Below are 16,705 nucleotides of genomic sequence, written 5' to 3'. Positions count from 1 at the left end.
TCCCCGGACTATGAGGCGCGTCGGCAGGACCAGCTGGGGAGCGGTGTCAAAGCCAAGGCCACCACCATGAGGAACTAGCCGGTCAAGGAGTTGCCATGAGTTGCCACGGAAGAAGGCCCCCGCGCCGACGCCTGGCGGGGTCAACACGGGGGCCTTCCAAGAGCTAAGGAACGGGGACGGTTCAGCCCTTGGGCGTCACCTGCAGCCGGTCAAAGGAAACCTGCTTGCCCTCCCGGTCCAGCACCACCACGTCGTCGCGGCCGTTCTTGACCCCCGACGGCAGGATGAACTCAACCGTGTTGTCCGTGGTGGGGAAGAGCCAGCCGATACGGTAGCTGTTTTTGTTCAGGTAGACGTAGTACCACTGGCCGTAATCGAGGCCCTTCAGCGTGACCTTTTGCCCGTTGCGGTACTTGTCCAGCGTGCCCATGTCGAAGGGCGCTGCCTGCTCCCCAAGGTCCTGGGCTGTCAGGGCCGGTTCGGTTGCGGGTTGTGCCGGCTGGAGGTTGAGCACCAGCTCGCCCCCTGCCACCGTTGCGGCGACCGGCTTGGCACCGTTGGAAGCGCCGGCCTCGAACGAAACAGCCTCCAGCTTTCCTGCCGCGATATCCGCTGCCGTGAGGACGTATTCGCGCGTTGCGGTCACCGTGCCGCCGGCTGCCAGGATGTCCTGGCTGATGCCGGCGTCCGGGGCGGAGAGACCGGTGAGCGCGACGTTGCCCGCGTTGCCCACGGTGAACGTGTACAGGGCGATATCGCCCGCGCTGGCGAAACGGTCGCCGTCGGCGTCTTTCCACGCGGCGGTGACGGTGCCGGCGAGTTGGACATCGCGGACCTTCAGGTCCATTTCACCGCCATCAACCTCATAGGTCCTGGTGGTTTGGCCTGCGGCGCTGACTTCCCACGTGGTCTTCGGAATAAAGAAGCCCTGGTCGGCTTCTTCGGCAGTTACGGTGTGGCGCGGCGTGGCGCAGGTGTAGTCCTGTCCGGCCGGCAGGGCGCTGTAGCGGCAGTTCCCCGGGCCGTCCGGGACGAACGGGCTGAAGTTGCCTGCGGTGGGGACCACCTTCTCCAGGAGCGGGCCCGTGTTGGCGACGTTGAAGCTGTACGGAACAAGTTCACCCGCGGCGTAGGGCTGGGTGGCCAGATCACGGCCGACGTCGGAGCGCGTGCCGCTGATGTCAGCAGCCAGCAGTCCGTCCCGCAGGGCCACCGCAGCGCCGGCGAACGGGACTGTCTTGGTGAGTGACGGCGTCGCGCTGGCGGTGATGCTGAAGCTTGCCTCCGGAACGAAGTATCCCCGGTCGATGTCCTGGGCTGTCAGGGTGTGCTTGGCGGTGGTGCAGTTGTAGCTGGCGCCGGCCGCAAGGTTGTTGAACCTGCAGTTAGGGCTGCTGGGTGCCCCCGGGGCGGGTGGCAGGAACCCCGCGTCGAAGGTGCCGGAAACCGGCACGGAGTTGGCCGTGACGTTGGACGTGCTCTTGACCGTGAAGGTGTAGCTCAGGACGTCGCCTGCCTGGTAGGGGCTGGCCACCACGTCACGCGCGGGAGCCGCGCCCGAAATGGTGAGGCCTACCTGCGGTGCCACCGGAACCGTGGCGGTGAACGTGAACTGCGAAACCCGGCCATCCGCCGTCGTGAATGCGGCGTTGAGGTTCTGCGGCCGCTCGCGTTCGCCGGTGCCGTCAGCGCGACGGTGACGGTGGTTGAGGCACCGGGTGCGACGTCGGGAACGGGCACCGTGGTGGCCGTCCAGCCCGTGGGGGTGTAGATGGTCGCGGTGGCCCCCGTGAGGGTTGCGGCCTCCTGGTTGGTGATCGTGACCGGCACCTGCTGGGTCGCAGCCGGGGCCGTGGTAACCGCCGGGACGGAGAGCGGCGCGCAGGCGTAGTTCAGCCACGCGTCGTCGAACTTCGCGAACGCCATGTTGTCCGTGTAGTTGCCCTCGTACAGCACACCGAACGTTCCGTCCGCCAGCCGGGAAACCGTGGAGTAGGCGGAAAAGCCGGAGCGGATGGTGCGCACGCCGGGCCATGTGGCGCCGTCGTCGCAGGAGACCCTGGCCGAGACGTTTTCGCGGCCGGTCTTGGAATTGGCGTTGGTGAAGATGAGCTTTTTGGCGTCGGCTGAGCCCTGCGCCGCGTCGGGGAACATCCGGGCGATGGCGCCGTTGTTGGCAGGGTCCGGCAGCTCGGTGTCCTGGCTGACCGGTCCGTAGGTGGCGCCGCCGTCGGTGGAGATGGCCACCTTGCGGTAGCCCTGGTTGGCGTTGTCCCTCGAGTTCAGCAGGACGCGGCCGTCGGAAAGTACAACGGTTTTGTTCTCGTCCATCCGGTCACCCACGTTGGCGCCCTTGTGCCACGTGGCTCCGTGATCGTCCGAGTAGACGCTGTAGGCCTGGATCCTGTTGGTGCCGTCTGCCTGGCGCACATCGCCGGCGTACTGCTGGATGAGCCGTCCCTTGTACTGCCCGTACTTGAGCTGGATGCCTTCACCGGAGGACGCGAAGTTGGAGCGGACATCACCGGCCACCGGGGCGGTCTTGCTGGTGCCGGGCTTGGTCACGTTGGTGATGAGCCGCGGCTGGCTCCACGTGGCACCGCCGTCCGACGACTCGATGACGGCCGAGGAAATCACGGAGCGGTCGGCGTCGTCATTGCCGAACTGGCTGCCGCCAAAGCCTTGGTCCTTGGAGTAGACGAAGAACGCGAAGACTTTGCCGGCCTCGGCGTCATAGATGTAGGAGGGGTCGCTGTACCCGTACTTCGCCGAACTGGCATCGCCGACGTGTCCGGCCGCGATGACCTGAACGGGTCCCCAGGTCTGGCCGCCGTCGGTGCTGCGGCGCTGCACGATGGAGTTGGCGTTGGGGGCATCCGCCGCGCTTCCCGGGCGTCCGTCCCACGCGGCGAGGACCACCTTGTTGCCCAGATAGGTCAGGGCCGGGATGCGGTAGAAGAAGTTCGCTGCCGTACGGTCGGCGCCGATGTTGGTTTCGGTGAAGCTGCCGGGGGCTGCAGCCGGGTTGGCGGGCGGGATGGGTGCGGCCTGGGCAGCCGCGCCGGTCCCGGCCAGCAGCGCCAGCGCCATCAGTCCCGCTCCGGCGGAACGGGCTGAGCGGAGGCGTCTGCTCTGTGGGGTATGAGTGTGCAAATTCAGATCCTTTCAAGGCGCCGCGGGGCGGCGGATTGGGAGAATTCGGCCGTAGTGGGCGCGGGTGATTCCACCTGCCACATACGACGTCCTACAACCGTAGTGTGTAGGGCGTCACATTGCTAGGACTCTTCAACGGCGATTCAGGGCGCCGGGACCGGGCGGCGGCGCACTGCCCTGTCCCGAAGCAGGCGGATGGCAACAAAAACGGGCACCCCGGTGGGATGCCCGACGTGTCGTGCAGGGTTAGCGGCCTACTGTCTGGGCGTCCGGACCACGTCGCTGATCCACTGCCGCGTCTTTTCATCCACGGGCCCCGTCACGTGCGTTTCACGGGCGGCGCGGTCGGCCTTGATCTTTTGCATCACCATGCGGCCCAGCCCGGCAAAGACCGCAACAGCCATCACCGGCAACAGCACGGATTTCGATTTCTCACCCATTCCGCCATCCTAGTGACGCTGCCTCCGGAGGGCCAGAGCCGCCGTCGTCCGCTTTGTCCTTAAGCCCCCGACGGAAGCCGCGCCCCAATCCCGCGAAAGTGACGGAGCCCACCGAATACTTGGTCATGCGCTCCGGCCGGTAGAATGGGCTTGCAAGCTCGCGGAGCGCCCGTCCCCCACTGTTTCAAAGACACTGTCCACAAGCAGTTAATGCAGTATTCCGGAACGGCGTAAGACGGCACCACTCCGCTGCGCCCTTACCCAAGCTCACGCACAGGAGTTGCCGGATGCCCCGGATCGTTGTTGACGTCATGCCCAAGCCCGAGATTCTGGACCCGCAGGGGAAGGCCATCGTGGGTGCACTCCCCCGTCTGGGCTTCACCGGCTTTAGCTCTGTCCGCCAGGGCAAGCGCTTCGAACTGACGGTTGACGGCGAGGTGACCGACGCAATCCTGGCCCAGGCCCGCGAAGCCGCCGAGACCCTGCTGTCCAACCCCGTGATCGAAGACGTTGTTAACGTCGAGGTCGTCGAGGCCTGAGATGACTGAGCTTCCCCTGATCGGCGAGGCCACTGCCGTGGCCGCTGACGCTTCCGGTGCCCGCGAGCTCGCGGGTGCCAAAATCGGCGTCGTCACCTTCCCCGGCACCCTGGACGACCGCGACGCCGTGCGTGCTGTCCGGCTGGCCGGCGGTACCGCGGTGCCGCTCTGGCATGCGGACACCACCCTTGGTGACGTTGACGCCGTCGTGATTCCCGGCGGATTCTCGTACGGTGACTACCTCCGTGCCGGCGCCATTGCCCGCTTCGCGCCGCTGATGTCCAAAATCATCGACGCCGCCAACTCCGACGCCAAGCTGCCCGTCCTGGGTATCTGCAACGGCTTCCAGATCCTGACCGAATCGCACCTGCTGCCCGGTTCCATGATCAAGAACGACCACCTGAAGTTCATGTGCCGCGACCAGGTGCTGCGTGTCGAAAACAGCAACACGGCCTGGACCCTTGACTATGAGGCCGGCCAGGAAATCACTGTGCCGCTGAAGAACCAGGACGGCCAGTACATCGCCGACGAGAAGGTCCTGGACGCCCTGGAGGCCGAGGGCCGCGTGGTCTTCCGTTACGTGGGCTTCAACCCGAACGGCTCACGCCGGGACATCGCCGGCATCTCCAACGCCGCCGGCAACGTGGTGGGTCTCATGCCGCACCCGGAACACGCGGTGGAAGTTGGCTTCGGACCAGAGGCTGTTGGGGCCGGCTCCGCCGGAACCGGCGGGAACGAGACCGACGGCCTCGGCTTCTTTACCTCCGTTTTGAACACGATTGTGGGAGGCTCCAAGTGACCACCTCAGCTGAAACTGTCGGCAAGAAGTTCAACATCGACACCGTCGAGAACGCCGCCAAGACCCCGGACACCGAACTGCCCTGGGCCGAACTGGGCCTGAAGCAGAACGAGTTCGACGAGGTCGTGAAGGTCCTGGGCCGCCGCCCCACCGGCGCCGAGCTGGCCATGTACTCCGTCATGTGGAGCGAACACTGCTCCTACAAGTCCTCCAAGAACCACCTGCGCCAGTTCGGCGACAAGGTGACGCCGGAGATGAAGAAGGACATGCTGGTGGGCATTGGCGAAAACGCCGGCGTGACCAACCTTGGGGACGGCTGGGCCGTGACCTTCAAGATCGAGTCGCACAACTCGCCGTCGTTCGTGGAGCCCTACCAGGGTGCTGCCACCGGCATTGGCGGCATTGTCCGCGACATCATCTCCATGGGCGCCCGCCCCGTGGCCGTCATGGATCCGCTGCGCTTCGGCGCCATTGACCACCCGGACACCGCCCGCGTGATGCACGGTGCCGTTGCCGGCATCGGCGGCTACGGCAACTCACTGGGCCTGCCGAACATCGGCGGCGAAATGGTGTTCGACTCCATCTACCAGGGCAACCCGCTGGTGAACGCGCTGGCCGTGGGCGTCATGCGCCACGAGGACATCCGCCTGGCCAACGCCTCGGGCAAGGGCAACAAGGTAGTCCTGTTCGGTGCCCGCACCGGTGGTGACGGCATCGGCGGCGCCTCGGTGCTCGCCTCGGAGTCCTTCGACGACACCAAGCCGTCCAAGCGCCCCGCCGTCCAGGTGGGCGACCCCTTCGCGGAGAAGGTCCTCATCGAGTGCTGTCTGGAGCTCTTCAAGGGCTCTTTGGTTGAGGGCATCCAGGACCTCGGCGCCGCGGGCATCTCCTGCGCCACGTCCGAGTTGGCCTCCAACGGCGACGGCGGCATGCAGGTTGAGCTGACCTCCGTCCTGCTGCGCGACCCCACGCTCACCCCGGGTGAGATCCTGATGTCCGAGTCGCAGGAACGCATGATGGCCGTGGTCACACCGGAGAACATTGCAGCTTTCGAAGCTGTGATGGACAAGTGGGCCGTGGAGTACTCCTGGCTCGGCGAAGTTACCGACACCGGCCGCCTGATCATCACCTGGGACGGCGAAGTCATCGTGGACGTTGACCCGCGCACCGTGGCACACGACGGCCCGGTCTACGACCGTCCGTACGCCCGTCCGTCCTGGCAGGACTCGATCCAGGCCGATACTTTCACCGGTTCGGTGCAGGATGCCGGCCGCCCCGCCGCTCCGGCCGAGCTCGCCGCGGCCGTGACCGAACTCGTGGCCTCGCCGAACATGTGCTCCAAGGCCTGGATCACCAACCAGTACGACCGCTACGTGGGCGGCAACACCGCCATGGCGTTCCCGGACGATGCCGGCGTGGTCCGTGTGGATGAGGAAACCGGCCTGGGCGTCGCCCTGGCCACCGATGCCAACGGCCGTTACACCTATCTTGACCCGTACTTCGGTGCGCAGCTGGCCCTGGCCGAGGCGTACCGCAACGTGGCCACCTCCGGTGCTGTGCCGATGGCCGTCAGCGACTGCCTGAACTTCGGCTCCCCCGAGGACCCGGACGTCATGTGGCAGCTCGCCGAGGCCATCCGCGGCCTGTCCGACGCCTGCATGGAGCTGGGCATCCCGGTCACCGGCGGCAACGTATCGCTGTACAACCAGACGGGCACCACGCCCATCCACCCCTCCCCCGTGGTGGCGGTCCTGGGCAAGCTCGACGACGTCGCCCGCCGCACGCCGTCGGGCTGGCGTGAAGATGGCCAGGCCATCTACCTGCTGGGTACCACCGCTGCCGAGCTGGACGGTTCCGAGTGGGCCAACATGCGCGGCCACCTCGGCGGGCAGCCGCCCAAGGTTGACCTGGCCACGGAGCGTGCACTGGGTGAGATCCTGATCAACGCTTCCCGCGACGGCATGGTTGACTCCGCGCACGACCTCTCCGAAGGCGGCCTCGCGGCAGCCCTCGTGGAGTCCTCCCTGCGCTACGGCGTGGGTGCCCGGATCGCCCTGCAGGACGTGATGGACCGCGACGGCGTTGACCTGTTCACCGCGCTGTTCTCCGAGACCCAGGGCCGCGCCGTCGTGGGCGTCCCCCGGTCCGAGGAAGTCCGCTTCCAGGACATGTGCACTGCCCGCGGCTTCGCCCACACCCGTATCGGCGTGGTGGACGCAGCCAGCGGCCAGCTGGAGATCAACGGCGTGGACGCCCTGTCCCTCGATGCCCTCCGCGAAGCCCACGAAGGCACGCTGCCGAAGTACTTCGGCTAACCCTTCCGAAATACAACGTGGGGTCACTTACCGCCCAATAATCCCTTTGGGATGGGCGTTAAGTGACCCCGCGTTGGTTTAATCCTCGCTGTGAAGCTCCCGCTGCCGGGCACTGAGCAGCTCAAACTCGGGCCGCGCGGCCACAAAGCGTTCGACGGCGGTGAGCACCTCCACGAGGTGCGCCCGGTCCGCTGACACCAGGCCGGCGCCCACCTGCGAGCGCCGGTACTGGTCGTGGTCCCCCACCTCCGCAACCGAGACCTCGAAGCGGCGCTTGACCTCGGCCAGCAGCGGCCTGATGACCGAGCGTTTCTCCTTCAGGCTCTGGACGTCGCCCAGGAGGATGTCGAATTCGATCCAGCCGATCCACATCAGATGGTGAGTTCTCCCATCCTGTCCCAGCCGTCGCCGTCGATCTGGCGGCTGACAATCCGCGGGGTGGCCACCAGCGCCGGGCGCATGTCCGCCATGGCCTGCTTGAAGTGGGCACTGTTGACGTGGTCCCCGGCGGCATCGTCCTTGAAGGCTTCAACCAGCACGAATTCGTTGGGGTCGTCCACGCTGCGGGACCAGTCAAACCACAGGTTGCCTGGCTCCTCCCGGGTAGCCTTCGTGAAGCTGTCCACCAGGCCGAGCCAGCGCTCGGACCAGTCGGGCTTGACCTTGAACTTGACCACAATAAAGATCATGGGATTTTCCTTCCGTTCGGTGATGGGTGAATTACTCAGCCGCGGCCATGTCGAGTTCACAGGCGAGGATGGCCTCGCGTGCGTTCTGCCGTTCCGCCGGGGTGCCGGCCTGCTCGGCCCACTGCTCCGCCAGCTGGAACTCCACCAGCGCCTGAGTGAACCGGCCTGAAGCGTGCAGCATCCAGCCTAATTTGTTGTGCAGCCCGGCCATCCAGCGCCGGGTGTGCGGGTCATGGGCGGTGGAGGCGTACTCGAGCGCACTCCTGGTCCAGGCTTCCGCGTGCGCGGAGTCGGCCACGGCGAGCATGTGCAGCGCGTCCACGGCGAGGAATTCGTCACCGAGGTGGTCCCCCAGTTCGGCGGCCTGCTCAAACAGCGGCACCGCCATGGCCGCGTGGCCGCTGGAGTTCAGGAGCCGCCCGCGTTCAAGCAGGATGCGGACTCCGACGGTGGGCTCATCCTCGCCATCAATTGAGTCCAGCAGGGCATCGGCTTCCTCGTAGCGGCCCTGCAGGCCAATGGCGCGGCCCAGCTGTGTGGCAAGTTCGGCTTTTTCGTCGGTGTTGTAGGTGGGGTCGGCGAGGGCGTCCCGGAATCGCTGTTCGGACAGCCCGGGGTCGCCGAACTTCCATAGTCGGTCAAGGGTCACTTGGTCCAGCATGTACCTTCTCCTGATCAGCTTTCACCTGCGGCGAGTTGGCGTGCCCCTTCAACGTATCGCGAAGTGACGTGCCTCTGCGCCGCCCTGGTCACCACGCCGCCCAGGCGGTAGAACCAGTTGGACGGCCTGCTGAAAGCTGTAATTTTCAGGAACACCCTGCCGGTATCGTCGATCTCCACTTCGAAGGCTTCTTCGCCGCGCGCCGGGTGCCCGGGCAGGGTGCCGTAGCCGAATCCCGCGGACTGTGGACCGTCTGCCGCCAGCGGACGCCGGACCCACACGACTTCACACGGGGCGTTGATCCGGAACGGTCCGGCACCGAACCCGCTCACCACGCGCGTTCCCGGAATGACGACGGCGGACTCGGCCCTGACGCGCAGGCCCGCCCGCCTTTGCAGTTCCCACGTGAGGATTCCCTGAGCCACCCGGCGGTACAGTTCCATTCCGTCGCCGAGGTAGGCCTGCGATACCAGGCAAGGGAATCCGGCGGGCGGGCGGCCGTCCTCGGTGGCGCCCACGCCGGGGTAATCGAGCCGGCCGCCCGCCAGGCGCTTGTCAGCCAAGGGATTTGTCCCGGGAACCGGACAGCCGGGCCCAGCCGAGCTGTTCCTGCTGTTTACGGCTCAGGGTGGCAACCACGAGGTCGTAGGAGTCCTCCACCATGTCCCGGACCATGTCATCCGGCAATGCACCGTCCAGCCGGACGCCGTTCCAATGGATCTTGTTCATATGCCAGGCCCCGGTAATTTCGGGGTGGGCGGCACGGAGCTGTTCGGCCAGCGCAGGCTCGCATTTGAGGCTGACCGACAGGTCACGGGCATCCAGCGCGGCCGACGCGAACATTTTTGCTTCGTGCCGCGCGCCGCCGGAGACGGCGGCGCGGACCTTGAAGACTGACGTCTCCGGGCCGAAGGGAAAGTCCTCGTAAGCACCGGGAAAACCCAGGCAGATCTCCCGGAGTGCAGCAGCGTCCATGGCACGAGCCTATCCGTCCGCCGCCCTCCGGCTCATCTGCGTTCCCTCACCGGCATGGGCTAACCGCGGCCCTAAGCTCCCGCGCGTGCATCGCCGATGCTGTGCAGGCCTTCGGGAACGGTGCCGTTGACCTCGTGGTCTCCCACGATCCGGGCCTTGAACACCGCCGGGTTGTGGGTGGACACGGTGCGGGCATTCCGCCAGTGCCGGTCCAGCGACTTCGACTTGGATGTGGACGAGGCCCCGGTGGTGTCGAAGAGCTGCTGGGCAGCCGACTGCACCAGTTCCGGCACCAGCAGCTGCGCCTTTTCCACGGCCACTTCGCCCCGCGTGTACCGCTGCTCCGGGGTGAGGTCCAGTGCCTGGTCTGCCGCGGCGTCCAGCTCCCGCGCGGCGGCAAGTACCACGGACTCGGCGGCGAACACCTTGGCGGAAAGGTGTCCGACCAGTTGGAGGATCAGCGGATCGTGCCGGAACAGCTCGCCGGAGCCGGTGTTGAACGTGCGCTTCCGGTCGCGGACCAAGGCCCGCGCATCGGCCAGCGCCGCCCGCCCGATCCCTGCGAGGACGGCGAGCAGGACCAGCTGGAAGAACGCCGGCTCGTGGGTGGTGGACACCGAGCGCTGAATGATGTTGGCCTGCGGCACGGCGGCGTCGCGGAAGATGGTGGTGCCGGTCCCCGTGAGCTGCTGGCCGAAGCCGTCCCAGTCGTCGAGGATCTCCACGCCCGGCTGGGTGGTGCTGACCACCGCGTACTGCCGGCCCTCGACGCCCTCGGTGCTTGCCGTCACTGCGATCCACTCGGCGAAGATGGTGCCCGTCGTGTAGAACTTTTTGCCGTTGAGCAGCCAGTTCTCACCGTTCCTGGTGAGCGTGGTGCCGGTGGCGCCGAGGACGTTTCCGGAGCGTTCCGTGGCGGCGTTTCCGAAGATCTGGCCCGCCACCACTTTGGGATACCAACGGTTCTGGAATTCCTCGGGTTCCAGGCCCACTGTCTCCACGAAGGCGAAGTGGGAGCGGTACAGGTGGGCCACGGACGAATCAGCCTCGGCCAGTTCAACCAGGAGCCGGAAGAACGGTTCGAACCCAATGCCGTCACCGCCATGCTCCACGGGCACGCGCAGCCGCCCGAAGCCTGCCTCGTTGAGCCAGCGGACCGGCTCGAACGGCAGGACCCTGTCCTGCTCACGGGCCAGTGAGCCCTCGGCTATGCGGGCAAAGACCGGCCGAAACCGCTCGGCCAGCCCCTGGTACTTGGCCTCGGCCGATTCCTGCGCCGGCGCTGTGGTGCCTGCTGCGTAGGTCATGTGTTCCCCCTCTTCCTGGTACGGGCCCGCGCGGGACTAGAGCTTGGTGATGTCGGTGGCCGGGTCCTGGTCCCACGGCGTAGGCAGGATGCCGTTCTGGTAGCTCTCGAACCAGGCCTTGACCTCCGGGGACTGGAAAGCTTCCTTGAGCGCGCTGGCCTTTTCCGAGCCGGCAAAGTCCTTCCGTCCGGCCACCACAATCCGGAACGGAATCTGGTCCGCGTCCGATTCGAAGGCCAGTGCGTCCGCCTTGGTGTGCTTGGCGTCTGCCGCCATCCGGGCCACGAGGAAGCCGGCATCAACATCCGGCAGCGTCTTGGCGAGGGACTGCTGGTCCACCTCGACGAACTGCAGCTTCTTCGGGTTGGCCGTGATGTTCTTCTGCGACGTGTGGATCACCGTGGCGTCCGAGAGTTCCAGCAGGCCGGCGTCGCGCAGCATGAACAGTGCACGGCCGTTGTTGGCCGGATCCACGGGGATGCCGATCTTTGCACCGTCCGGGAGTTCGGCAAGGGACTTGTACTTATCGGACCAGATGCCGCCCGGCGCGCTGTACACGTAGAAAAGCCCCACGTTCTCCAGGTTCTTGTCCTGGTTGAACTGCCTCAGGTACGCGTTGTGCTGGAAGAAGTTGGCGTCGAATTCACCGTTGGCCACGGCCAGGTTCGGCTGGATGATGTCCGTGACGTAGGTGGGTTCCAGGGTCCAGCCCTTGGCTTCAAGCAGTTTCTGGGCAATCTTGGTGGGTTCCTGGTACGGAGCGGATTCCGTGACGATGATCTTGATGGTCTTGCCGCCGCCGGCCGCGCTGGCGCCGCCGGGATTGACGAGGCCGCAGCCGGTCAGCGCCGCAACGGAAACTGCGCCGGCACCGGCGAGGGCATACTTGAGGAAACTTCTACGCTGCATGGATGTGGTCCTTTGAAAAGTGCGGGCTAAACGCTGATGGTGGCTGGCTTGTTTTCCGCGGCTGCGGAGAATTCGGTGAAGGCGCCGCGGAATGCTGCGGCGGGGTGCCTGTCGTTGAGGCGCGGCCCTGCGCCGAAGAGCTTTTCGCGCAGGGTTCCCGCCGTGTACCCGGTCTGGGCGAGGCCGCGGCTGCGCAGTTCGGGGAGCACGCCCTCGATGAAGTCCGTGTATGAACCCGGAATGGTCTGGTTGATGATGTTGATGCCGTCGATGCCGGCGTCCTGCCACTCCTCGATGCGGTTGGCGATCTGTTCGGGCGTGCCCACCACCCGGTTGGCGCGGCTGCGGTACAGGGCAATATCGCGGAGCGTGGGGTTGCCGCCGCGAACCGAAGCACGGATGGCCTCAAGATGGCCCTGGCTGCCTTCGGTGGCGAGGTCGCCGAGCGGGGTGTCCAGCGGGAGTCCGCCGAGATCGACGCCGAAGCCGCCGCCCACGTGGGCCAGCAGGGCTTCAATGTCCAGAGTCTCCTCCAGCTCGGCCGCCTTGCGGTTAGCCTCCGCTTCGGTACCGCCAACCACGAAATGCATGCCCTGGAGGAACTTCACGTCATCCGGGTGGCGCCCTGCGGCGGCTGCCTGTTCGCGGACGGCTGCCGTGTACTTCGCGGCGACGTCCGTGTTCGGCGCCAACGTGAAGGTGGCCTCCGCGTTGGCAGCGCAGAACTGCTGGCCGCGCCCGGAGCTGCCGGCCTGGAAGAGCACCGGCGTGCGCTGCTGCGACGGCGCTGAAAGGTGCGGCCCGTCAATGGAGTACCGGGGCCCGCGGTGGTAGATCTTGCTGACCTTTTCCGGGTCGGCATGGACGCCGTTTTCCTTGTCCAGGAGCAGGGCGTCGTCCTCCCACGAGCCTTCCCACAGCTTGTAGGCCGCCTCGACGTATTCGTCGGCCCAGTCGTACCGTTCGTCGTGCTTCGTCAGCTCGGTGGCGTTGAAGTTCCGGTGCGCGTTTTCCAGCACGCTGGTGACGATGTTCCAGGCCACGCGGCCGTTGCTGAGGTGGTCCAGGGTGGACATCTGCCGGGCGAACTGGAAGGGGTGGCTCTGGATCACCGACGACGTGGCGGCCAGTCCGATGTCCTTCGTTCCCACCGCGAGCGCGGACAGCAGGATCAGGGGGTCGTTGGACGGCACCTGCAGGCCCTTTTTCAGCAGCGACGCCCACCCGCCGTCGTAATCGCCGTAGAGCCCTACGACGTCGGCGAAAAAGATCGCGTCAAACTTGGCGTCTTCGAGCTGGCGGGCCAGGTCCGTCCACAGCGCGAGTTCGTTGAACTGGTGCTGCTGCGCCTCGGGGCGCCGCCACTGGCCGCCCATGATGTGGCTGGTGGTGTTCATCACGAAGGCGCTGATCAGCAGGCGGGGACGGGGGCCGTTGAAGCGGGTACTGGGTGTTGAAGTCATAAGGGTGCTCTCCAGAAGTAGGAAGGGGCGGCGGGGCTTAGAGGCGCTTGTCGAGGCGCCGCGCGAGGTACGAGCCGCCCAGCTGGACGATGGTGACCAGCAGGATCATCAGCACAATGGCGGTGATCATCAGCGGGGTTTCGTAGCGGTAGTAGCCGTAACGGATGGCGAAGTCGCCGATTCCGCCGCCGCCCACCAGGCCGGCCATGGCGGAGTACGAGATGAAGCTGACGGTCATGATGGTGATGGAACTGACCAGCCCCGGCTTGGCCTCCACGATCAGGACATCCCGGACGATCTGGCGCCGGCTTGCCCCCATGGACCGTGCCGCCTCCACTACACCGCTGCCGAGCTGGCTGAGATTCTGCTCCACAAAGCGGGCGAAGTAGGGGATGGCGTTGATGGTGAGCGGGACAATCACAGCGGCCGTGCCGATGGTGGTGCCCACAATGAACCGGGTGACCGGGATGATGGCGATCAGGAGGATCAGGAACGGAAAAGACCGGACCAGGTTGACCAGCCCGTCCAGGACGCGGTGCAGCTTCGGCCGGTGTTTGAGTCCGTTGGGGCCGATCGTGTAGAGCAGGACACCCAGCGGGGTGCCGAGGAGCACCGCCAGCGGGATGGCCACGAGCAGCATGGTGAGGGTCTGCCCCATGGCCACGCCGATCTCGGGCAGGACTTCGAGGATGCGGTCAAACATTGAGCAGGCCTTCCGTGACGGCTTTCGCGTGGGCGGAACGGTCCAGCTGGATGTCGTCGGAGATGAGGTACCGGCCGCTCTGTGTGGCCGGGTGGAAGCCGGGCCGTTGCAGCTCGGTCAGGTCGAATTGCTCCACCACCCGTCCCTCCTCCATCACGGCAACGTTGTCGGCAATGGCCTTGATGACGTTCATTTCGTGGGTGACCACCACAATGGTGATGCCGAATTCGGCATTGACGTCGGCCAGGTACTGCAGGACCGAGGCTGTTGTGCGGGGGTCGACTGCCGACGTCGGCTCGTCGCAGAGCAGGACCTTGGGTTCGGTGGCAAGCGCCCTGGCGATGGCCACCCGCTGCTTCTGGCCGCCGGAGAGCTTGGCAGGGTACGTGCCGGCTTTATCACTGAGGTCCACGATTTCCAGGGTTTCAGCAGCACGACGGCGGCGCTCCGCCTTCCCCACGCCCGCGAACTTCAGCGAAAGCTCAACGTTCTCCTGCGCCGTGAGGTTGTTGAGCAGGTTGAAGTGCTGGAAGATCATCCCGATGTCGTGGCGCTTGGTGCGCAGCTCCGCATCGGACAGCGTCAGGAGATCCACACCATCCACCAGGACCCGGCCGGCCGTGGGCCGCTCCAGGAGGTTGATGTTGCGAAGCAGGGTGGATTTACCGGCACCGGAGAACCCGATGATGCCCTGGATGGTGCCGCGTTCAATGTGCAGGCTGACATCGTCAACGGCTGTGAACCGGCCGGTGGGCGAATCGAACGAGGTGGTGACGTTCTGGATTTCGATCACAGGTGATCACCTGCTGGGGCTGCCCCGCGGCTGCCTGTCTGTGCGTTCATGAATTCCTCCGGGCTCACCCGAGGAAACCCCGCAGCGCGGCCGTGCGGGCGGCAGGCGCCGCCCAAGACCGGGAACTTTAAGGTTCTCCATCGGTCCTGGCAGTAGCACCGTCCACTGAAGGGGGTTGCTGCGGCGTCACGGAGCCAGGTCTCTCAGCCGCTCGAGATGGTTACCCGACGAATCTGGCACAGCGCCGCCCCGGCAGAAAAGCCGCACGTCACATGCGGTAACCAGAACGACATCGCAGGTCATGCAATGTAAGGCTGCGCAACCTTGCTCAACGTTGGGGTCCCCACAGGAGGCCGGCCGGTGCTAGTCTGCGAACATGTCACCTGAACGGGCCACCATCCCAGTTCTGGACCTGAGCACCGCACGCCAGCCCTACGGTTCCTTCAGCCCGGAATTTATCGACCAGCTGCGGGATGCCGCACATAATGTGGGGTTTTTCCAGATCACCGGCTACGGTGCCGCGCCCGGACAGGCTGAGGAGTTGTTGGAACTCCTCAAGCGGTTCTTCAACCTGCCCCTTGAGGAGCGGATGAAGCTGGACAACAGACTTTCCCCGCATTTCCGTGGTTACACCCGGATGGGCACCGAAGTCACCCAGGGCAGGGCCGACGCCCGCGAGCAGATCGACTATTCCCCCGAGCGCGAACCCGTCCGCGACTACCCGGCAGACCAGCCGTACTGGCTCCTGCAGGGCCACAACCTGTGGCCGGACGACGCCATGCCGGAGCTGGAGACAGCCGCCATGGCCTGGGCCGACCTGATGTCCGGCGTCGGTATGGAACTCCTGCGCGGCATCGCAGTGGTGCTGGGCCTGCCCGAGGACCACTTTGACGAGCCCTTCGGCGACGAACCGGCCTGGATGGGCAAGCTGGTGCATTATGTGGGCGGCGTGGTGGAAGCCGCCGGCGACCAGGGTGTGGGCTCCCATGCCGACTATGGCTTTGTCACCCTCCTGCTCCAGGATGAGGTGGGCGGCCTGGAAGTCCTCCCGCCGGGGACCACCGAATGGGCAACAGTTGAGCCCATTCCCGGAGCGCTCGTGGTAAACCTTGGCGAGATGCTGGAGGTGGCCACCGAGGGCTACCTGGCCGCCACCATCCACCGGGTCAAGGCGCCGCCGCCCGGCGTGGACCGTTATTCCGTGCCGTTTTTCTGGTCCCCGCGGCTGGACGCCGTGATCGATCCCGTGCCGCTGCCGCCCGAGCTGAAGGCCCAGGCACGCGGGCTCTCGGACGATCCGAACAACCCGATGCTCGCCTCGTTCGGCTTGAACATGCTCAAGGGCAGGATGCGGGCCCACCCGGACGTGACCGAGCGGCACTACCCGGAACTGATGCAGCGCTGATCGCGGTTACTGCGCAAGCCGGGTCCGGTCAGAGGTTGTACTTCCATGCCTGCTGGGCGGGGCAGACGTTCATCACCACGTCCAGTCCGGCGGCTTTCGCCCGCTCCGCGGCGGCCTCGTCAATGACGCCCAGCTGAAGCCACACCGCCTTCGCGCCGGCGGCGATCGCCTGATCAACCACCGCGCCGACTTTCTGCGAATTCACAAAGCAGTCCACGACGTCGAGGGGCTGCTTCTCCGCCGGGATGTCCAGCAGGGTGCGGTACCCGGTTTCGCCGTGTACCGGGTCACCCGGCAGGTTGACCGGGATGATCTCCATCCCCAGCCTGTCCCGGATAAAGAGTGACGTATCGTAGGCCGCGCGCCACTCATTGGTGGTCAGGCCCACGATGGCCCACCGCCCCTTGGTTCGCATTAGGCGCTCGATGACTGCAGGATCGTTGGTGTGGCCCATGCCTCAAGCCTACGCCGCTTTCACAAAGTGCCGAATGCCGAATTTTTGGCCGATCCGATGCTGCTGGTTGACATGTGAACGAACATTACGCGCGGCCACG

16 protein-coding genes, 1 pseudogene and 1 riboswitch are annotated in these 16,705 nt (G+C 65.9%); of the genes and pseudogenes, 4 read left to right on the top strand and 13 right to left on the bottom strand.

Annotated elements, in window-relative coordinates; all coding sequences use genetic code 11:
• Positions 1-181 precede the first annotated feature (181 nt).
• Positions 182-3,090 (bottom strand): annotated as a pseudogene (locus NQJ30_RS10950) (exo-alpha-sialidase).
• Positions 3,091-3,407: 317 nt separating this feature from the next.
• The gene (locus tag NQJ30_RS10945; protein WP_255769952.1) at positions 3,408-3,593 is read right to left on the bottom strand and encodes a hypothetical protein; all 186 of its coding nucleotides are present in this window, start codon (positions 3,591-3,593) and stop codon (positions 3,408-3,410) included.
• A 287-nt stretch (positions 3,594-3,880) separates the two neighbouring features.
• Between NQJ30_RS10945 and purS the strand changes: the two genes are divergently transcribed.
• Genes purS through purL form a run of 3 tightly spaced genes read left to right on the top strand, consistent with a single transcriptional unit; the run spans position 3,881 to position 7,246 of the window.
• Positions 3,881-4,132, top strand: coding sequence for a phosphoribosylformylglycinamidine synthase subunit PurS (purS, locus tag NQJ30_RS10940; RefSeq protein ID WP_066287204.1), 252 nt, complete (start codon positions 3,881-3,883; stop codon positions 4,130-4,132).
• Between the two features lies 1 nt (position 4,133).
• Positions 4,134-4,931 (top strand): phosphoribosylformylglycinamidine synthase subunit PurQ, encoded by a 798-nt coding sequence (gene purQ, locus NQJ30_RS10935; RefSeq protein ID WP_255769951.1) that lies wholly within the window; start codon positions 4,134-4,136, stop codon positions 4,929-4,931.
• A complete protein-coding gene (purL, locus tag NQJ30_RS10930; protein WP_255769950.1) occupies positions 4,928-7,246 on the top strand; it encodes a phosphoribosylformylglycinamidine synthase subunit PurL in 2,319 nt (772 codons plus the stop codon). The genes purQ and purL overlap by 4 nt, the downstream gene beginning before the upstream one ends.
• 78 nt (positions 7,247-7,324) lie before the next feature.
• Here purL and NQJ30_RS10925 read toward each other — a convergent pair whose 3' ends face one another.
• The 10 genes from NQJ30_RS10925 to NQJ30_RS10880 all read right to left on the bottom strand — a co-directional run bounded on the left by NQJ30_RS10925 (position 7,325) and on the right by NQJ30_RS10880 (position 14,746).
• Complete coding sequence (locus NQJ30_RS10925; protein ID WP_255769949.1) at positions 7,325-7,618, bottom strand: DUF503 domain-containing protein; 294 nt, start codon at positions 7,616-7,618, stop codon at positions 7,325-7,327.
• Positions 7,618-7,935: a putative quinol monooxygenase gene (locus NQJ30_RS10920; protein ID WP_255769948.1), complete on the bottom strand. Its 318-nt coding sequence runs from the start codon at positions 7,933-7,935 to the stop codon at positions 7,618-7,620. Before NQJ30_RS10920 ends, NQJ30_RS10925 begins: the two co-directional genes overlap by 1 nt.
• Before the next feature lie 31 nt (positions 7,936-7,966).
• Entirely contained in the window at positions 7,967-8,596 is a 630-nt protein-coding gene (locus tag NQJ30_RS10915; protein ID WP_255769947.1) for a hypothetical protein, read from the bottom strand.
• 14 nt (positions 8,597-8,610) lie between these two features.
• Positions 8,611-9,159, bottom strand: a complete 549-nt coding sequence (locus tag NQJ30_RS10910) for a DUF1990 family protein (RefSeq protein WP_255769946.1) — start codon at positions 9,157-9,159, stop codon at positions 8,611-8,613.
• Positions 9,152-9,571: an MmcQ/YjbR family DNA-binding protein gene (locus NQJ30_RS10905; protein WP_255769944.1), complete on the bottom strand. Its 420-nt coding sequence runs from the start codon at positions 9,569-9,571 to the stop codon at positions 9,152-9,154. Before NQJ30_RS10905 ends, NQJ30_RS10910 begins: the two co-directional genes overlap by 8 nt.
• A 71-nt stretch (positions 9,572-9,642) precedes the next feature.
• Complete coding sequence (locus NQJ30_RS10900) at positions 9,643-10,878, bottom strand: acyl-CoA dehydrogenase family protein (RefSeq protein ID WP_255769943.1); 1,236 nt, start codon at positions 10,876-10,878, stop codon at positions 9,643-9,645.
• Between the two features lie 36 nt (positions 10,879-10,914).
• The gene (locus NQJ30_RS10895) at positions 10,915-11,787 is read right to left on the bottom strand and encodes a MetQ/NlpA family ABC transporter substrate-binding protein (RefSeq protein ID WP_255769942.1); all 873 of its coding nucleotides are present in this window, start codon (positions 11,785-11,787) and stop codon (positions 10,915-10,917) included.
• A 26-nt stretch (positions 11,788-11,813) separates the two neighbouring features.
• Positions 11,814-13,250, bottom strand: coding sequence for an NtaA/DmoA family FMN-dependent monooxygenase (locus tag NQJ30_RS10890; protein WP_255769941.1), 1,437 nt, complete (start codon positions 13,248-13,250; stop codon positions 11,814-11,816).
• A gap of 37 nt (positions 13,251-13,287) precedes the next feature.
• Positions 13,288-13,953: a methionine ABC transporter permease gene (locus tag NQJ30_RS10885; RefSeq protein ID WP_255769940.1), complete on the bottom strand. Its 666-nt coding sequence runs from the start codon at positions 13,951-13,953 to the stop codon at positions 13,288-13,290.
• On the bottom strand, positions 13,946-14,746 hold the full coding sequence (locus NQJ30_RS10880) for a methionine ABC transporter ATP-binding protein (protein WP_255769939.1): 801 nt from the start codon (positions 14,744-14,746) through the stop codon (positions 13,946-13,948). The genes NQJ30_RS10885 and NQJ30_RS10880 overlap by 8 nt, the downstream gene beginning before the upstream one ends.
• 134 nt (positions 14,747-14,880) lie before the next feature.
• A riboswitch (SAM riboswitch) is annotated at positions 14,881-14,969 on the bottom strand.
• Positions 14,970-15,122: 153 nt separating this feature from the next.
• On the opposite strand from NQJ30_RS10880, the gene NQJ30_RS10875 reads away from it, so the two are divergent.
• Complete coding sequence (locus NQJ30_RS10875) at positions 15,123-16,151, top strand: isopenicillin N synthase family dioxygenase (protein ID WP_255769938.1); 1,029 nt, start codon at positions 15,123-15,125, stop codon at positions 16,149-16,151.
• A gap of 28 nt (positions 16,152-16,179) precedes the next feature.
• Here NQJ30_RS10875 and NQJ30_RS10870 read toward each other — a convergent pair whose 3' ends face one another.
• Positions 16,180-16,605, bottom strand: coding sequence for a CoA-binding protein (locus tag NQJ30_RS10870; RefSeq protein WP_255769937.1), 426 nt, complete (start codon positions 16,603-16,605; stop codon positions 16,180-16,182).
• Positions 16,606-16,705 lie beyond the last annotated feature (100 nt).

Origin of the sequence: Pseudarthrobacter sulfonivorans (genome assembly GCF_024391045.1) — a bacterium.
GTDB classification, from domain to species: Bacteria; Actinomycetota; Actinomycetes; order Actinomycetales; family Micrococcaceae; genus Arthrobacter; species Arthrobacter sulfonivorans_B.
Note: the sequence above shows the minus strand (reverse complement) of the source record. Positions and strands in the feature narration are given on the sequence as shown.

Coding starts and splice junctions, on each gene's coding strand:
- NQJ30_RS10945 (WP_255769952.1), bottom strand. CDS start 3,593: ATGGGTGAGAAATCGAAATCCGTGCTGTTGCCGGTGATGGCTGTTGCG.
- NQJ30_RS10925 (WP_255769949.1), bottom strand. CDS start 7,618: ATGTGGATCGGCTGGATCGAATTCGACATCCTCCTGGGCGACGTCCAG.
- purQ (WP_255769951.1), top strand. CDS start 4,134: ATGACTGAGCTTCCCCTGATCGGCGAGGCCACTGCCGTGGCCGCTGAC.
- purS (WP_066287204.1), top strand. CDS start 3,881: ATGCCCCGGATCGTTGTTGACGTCATGCCCAAGCCCGAGATTCTGGAC.
- NQJ30_RS10875 (WP_255769938.1), top strand. CDS start 15,123: ATGTCACCTGAACGGGCCACCATCCCAGTTCTGGACCTGAGCACCGCA.
- NQJ30_RS10900 (WP_255769943.1), bottom strand. CDS start 10,878: ATGACCTACGCAGCAGGCACCACAGCGCCGGCGCAGGAATCGGCCGAG.
- NQJ30_RS10895 (WP_255769942.1), bottom strand. CDS start 11,787: ATGCAGCGTAGAAGTTTCCTCAAGTATGCCCTCGCCGGTGCCGGCGCA.
- NQJ30_RS10915 (WP_255769947.1), bottom strand. CDS start 8,596: ATGCTGGACCAAGTGACCCTTGACCGACTATGGAAGTTCGGCGACCCC.
- NQJ30_RS10885 (WP_255769940.1), bottom strand. CDS start 13,953: ATGTTTGACCGCATCCTCGAAGTCCTGCCCGAGATCGGCGTGGCCATG.
- NQJ30_RS10890 (WP_255769941.1), bottom strand. CDS start 13,250: ATGACTTCAACACCCAGTACCCGCTTCAACGGCCCCCGTCCCCGCCTG.
- NQJ30_RS10870 (WP_255769937.1), bottom strand. CDS start 16,605: ATGGGCCACACCAACGATCCTGCAGTCATCGAGCGCCTAATGCGAACC.
- NQJ30_RS10905 (WP_255769944.1), bottom strand. CDS start 9,571: ATGGACGCTGCTGCACTCCGGGAGATCTGCCTGGGTTTTCCCGGTGCT.
- NQJ30_RS10920 (WP_255769948.1), bottom strand. CDS start 7,935: ATGATCTTTATTGTGGTCAAGTTCAAGGTCAAGCCCGACTGGTCCGAG.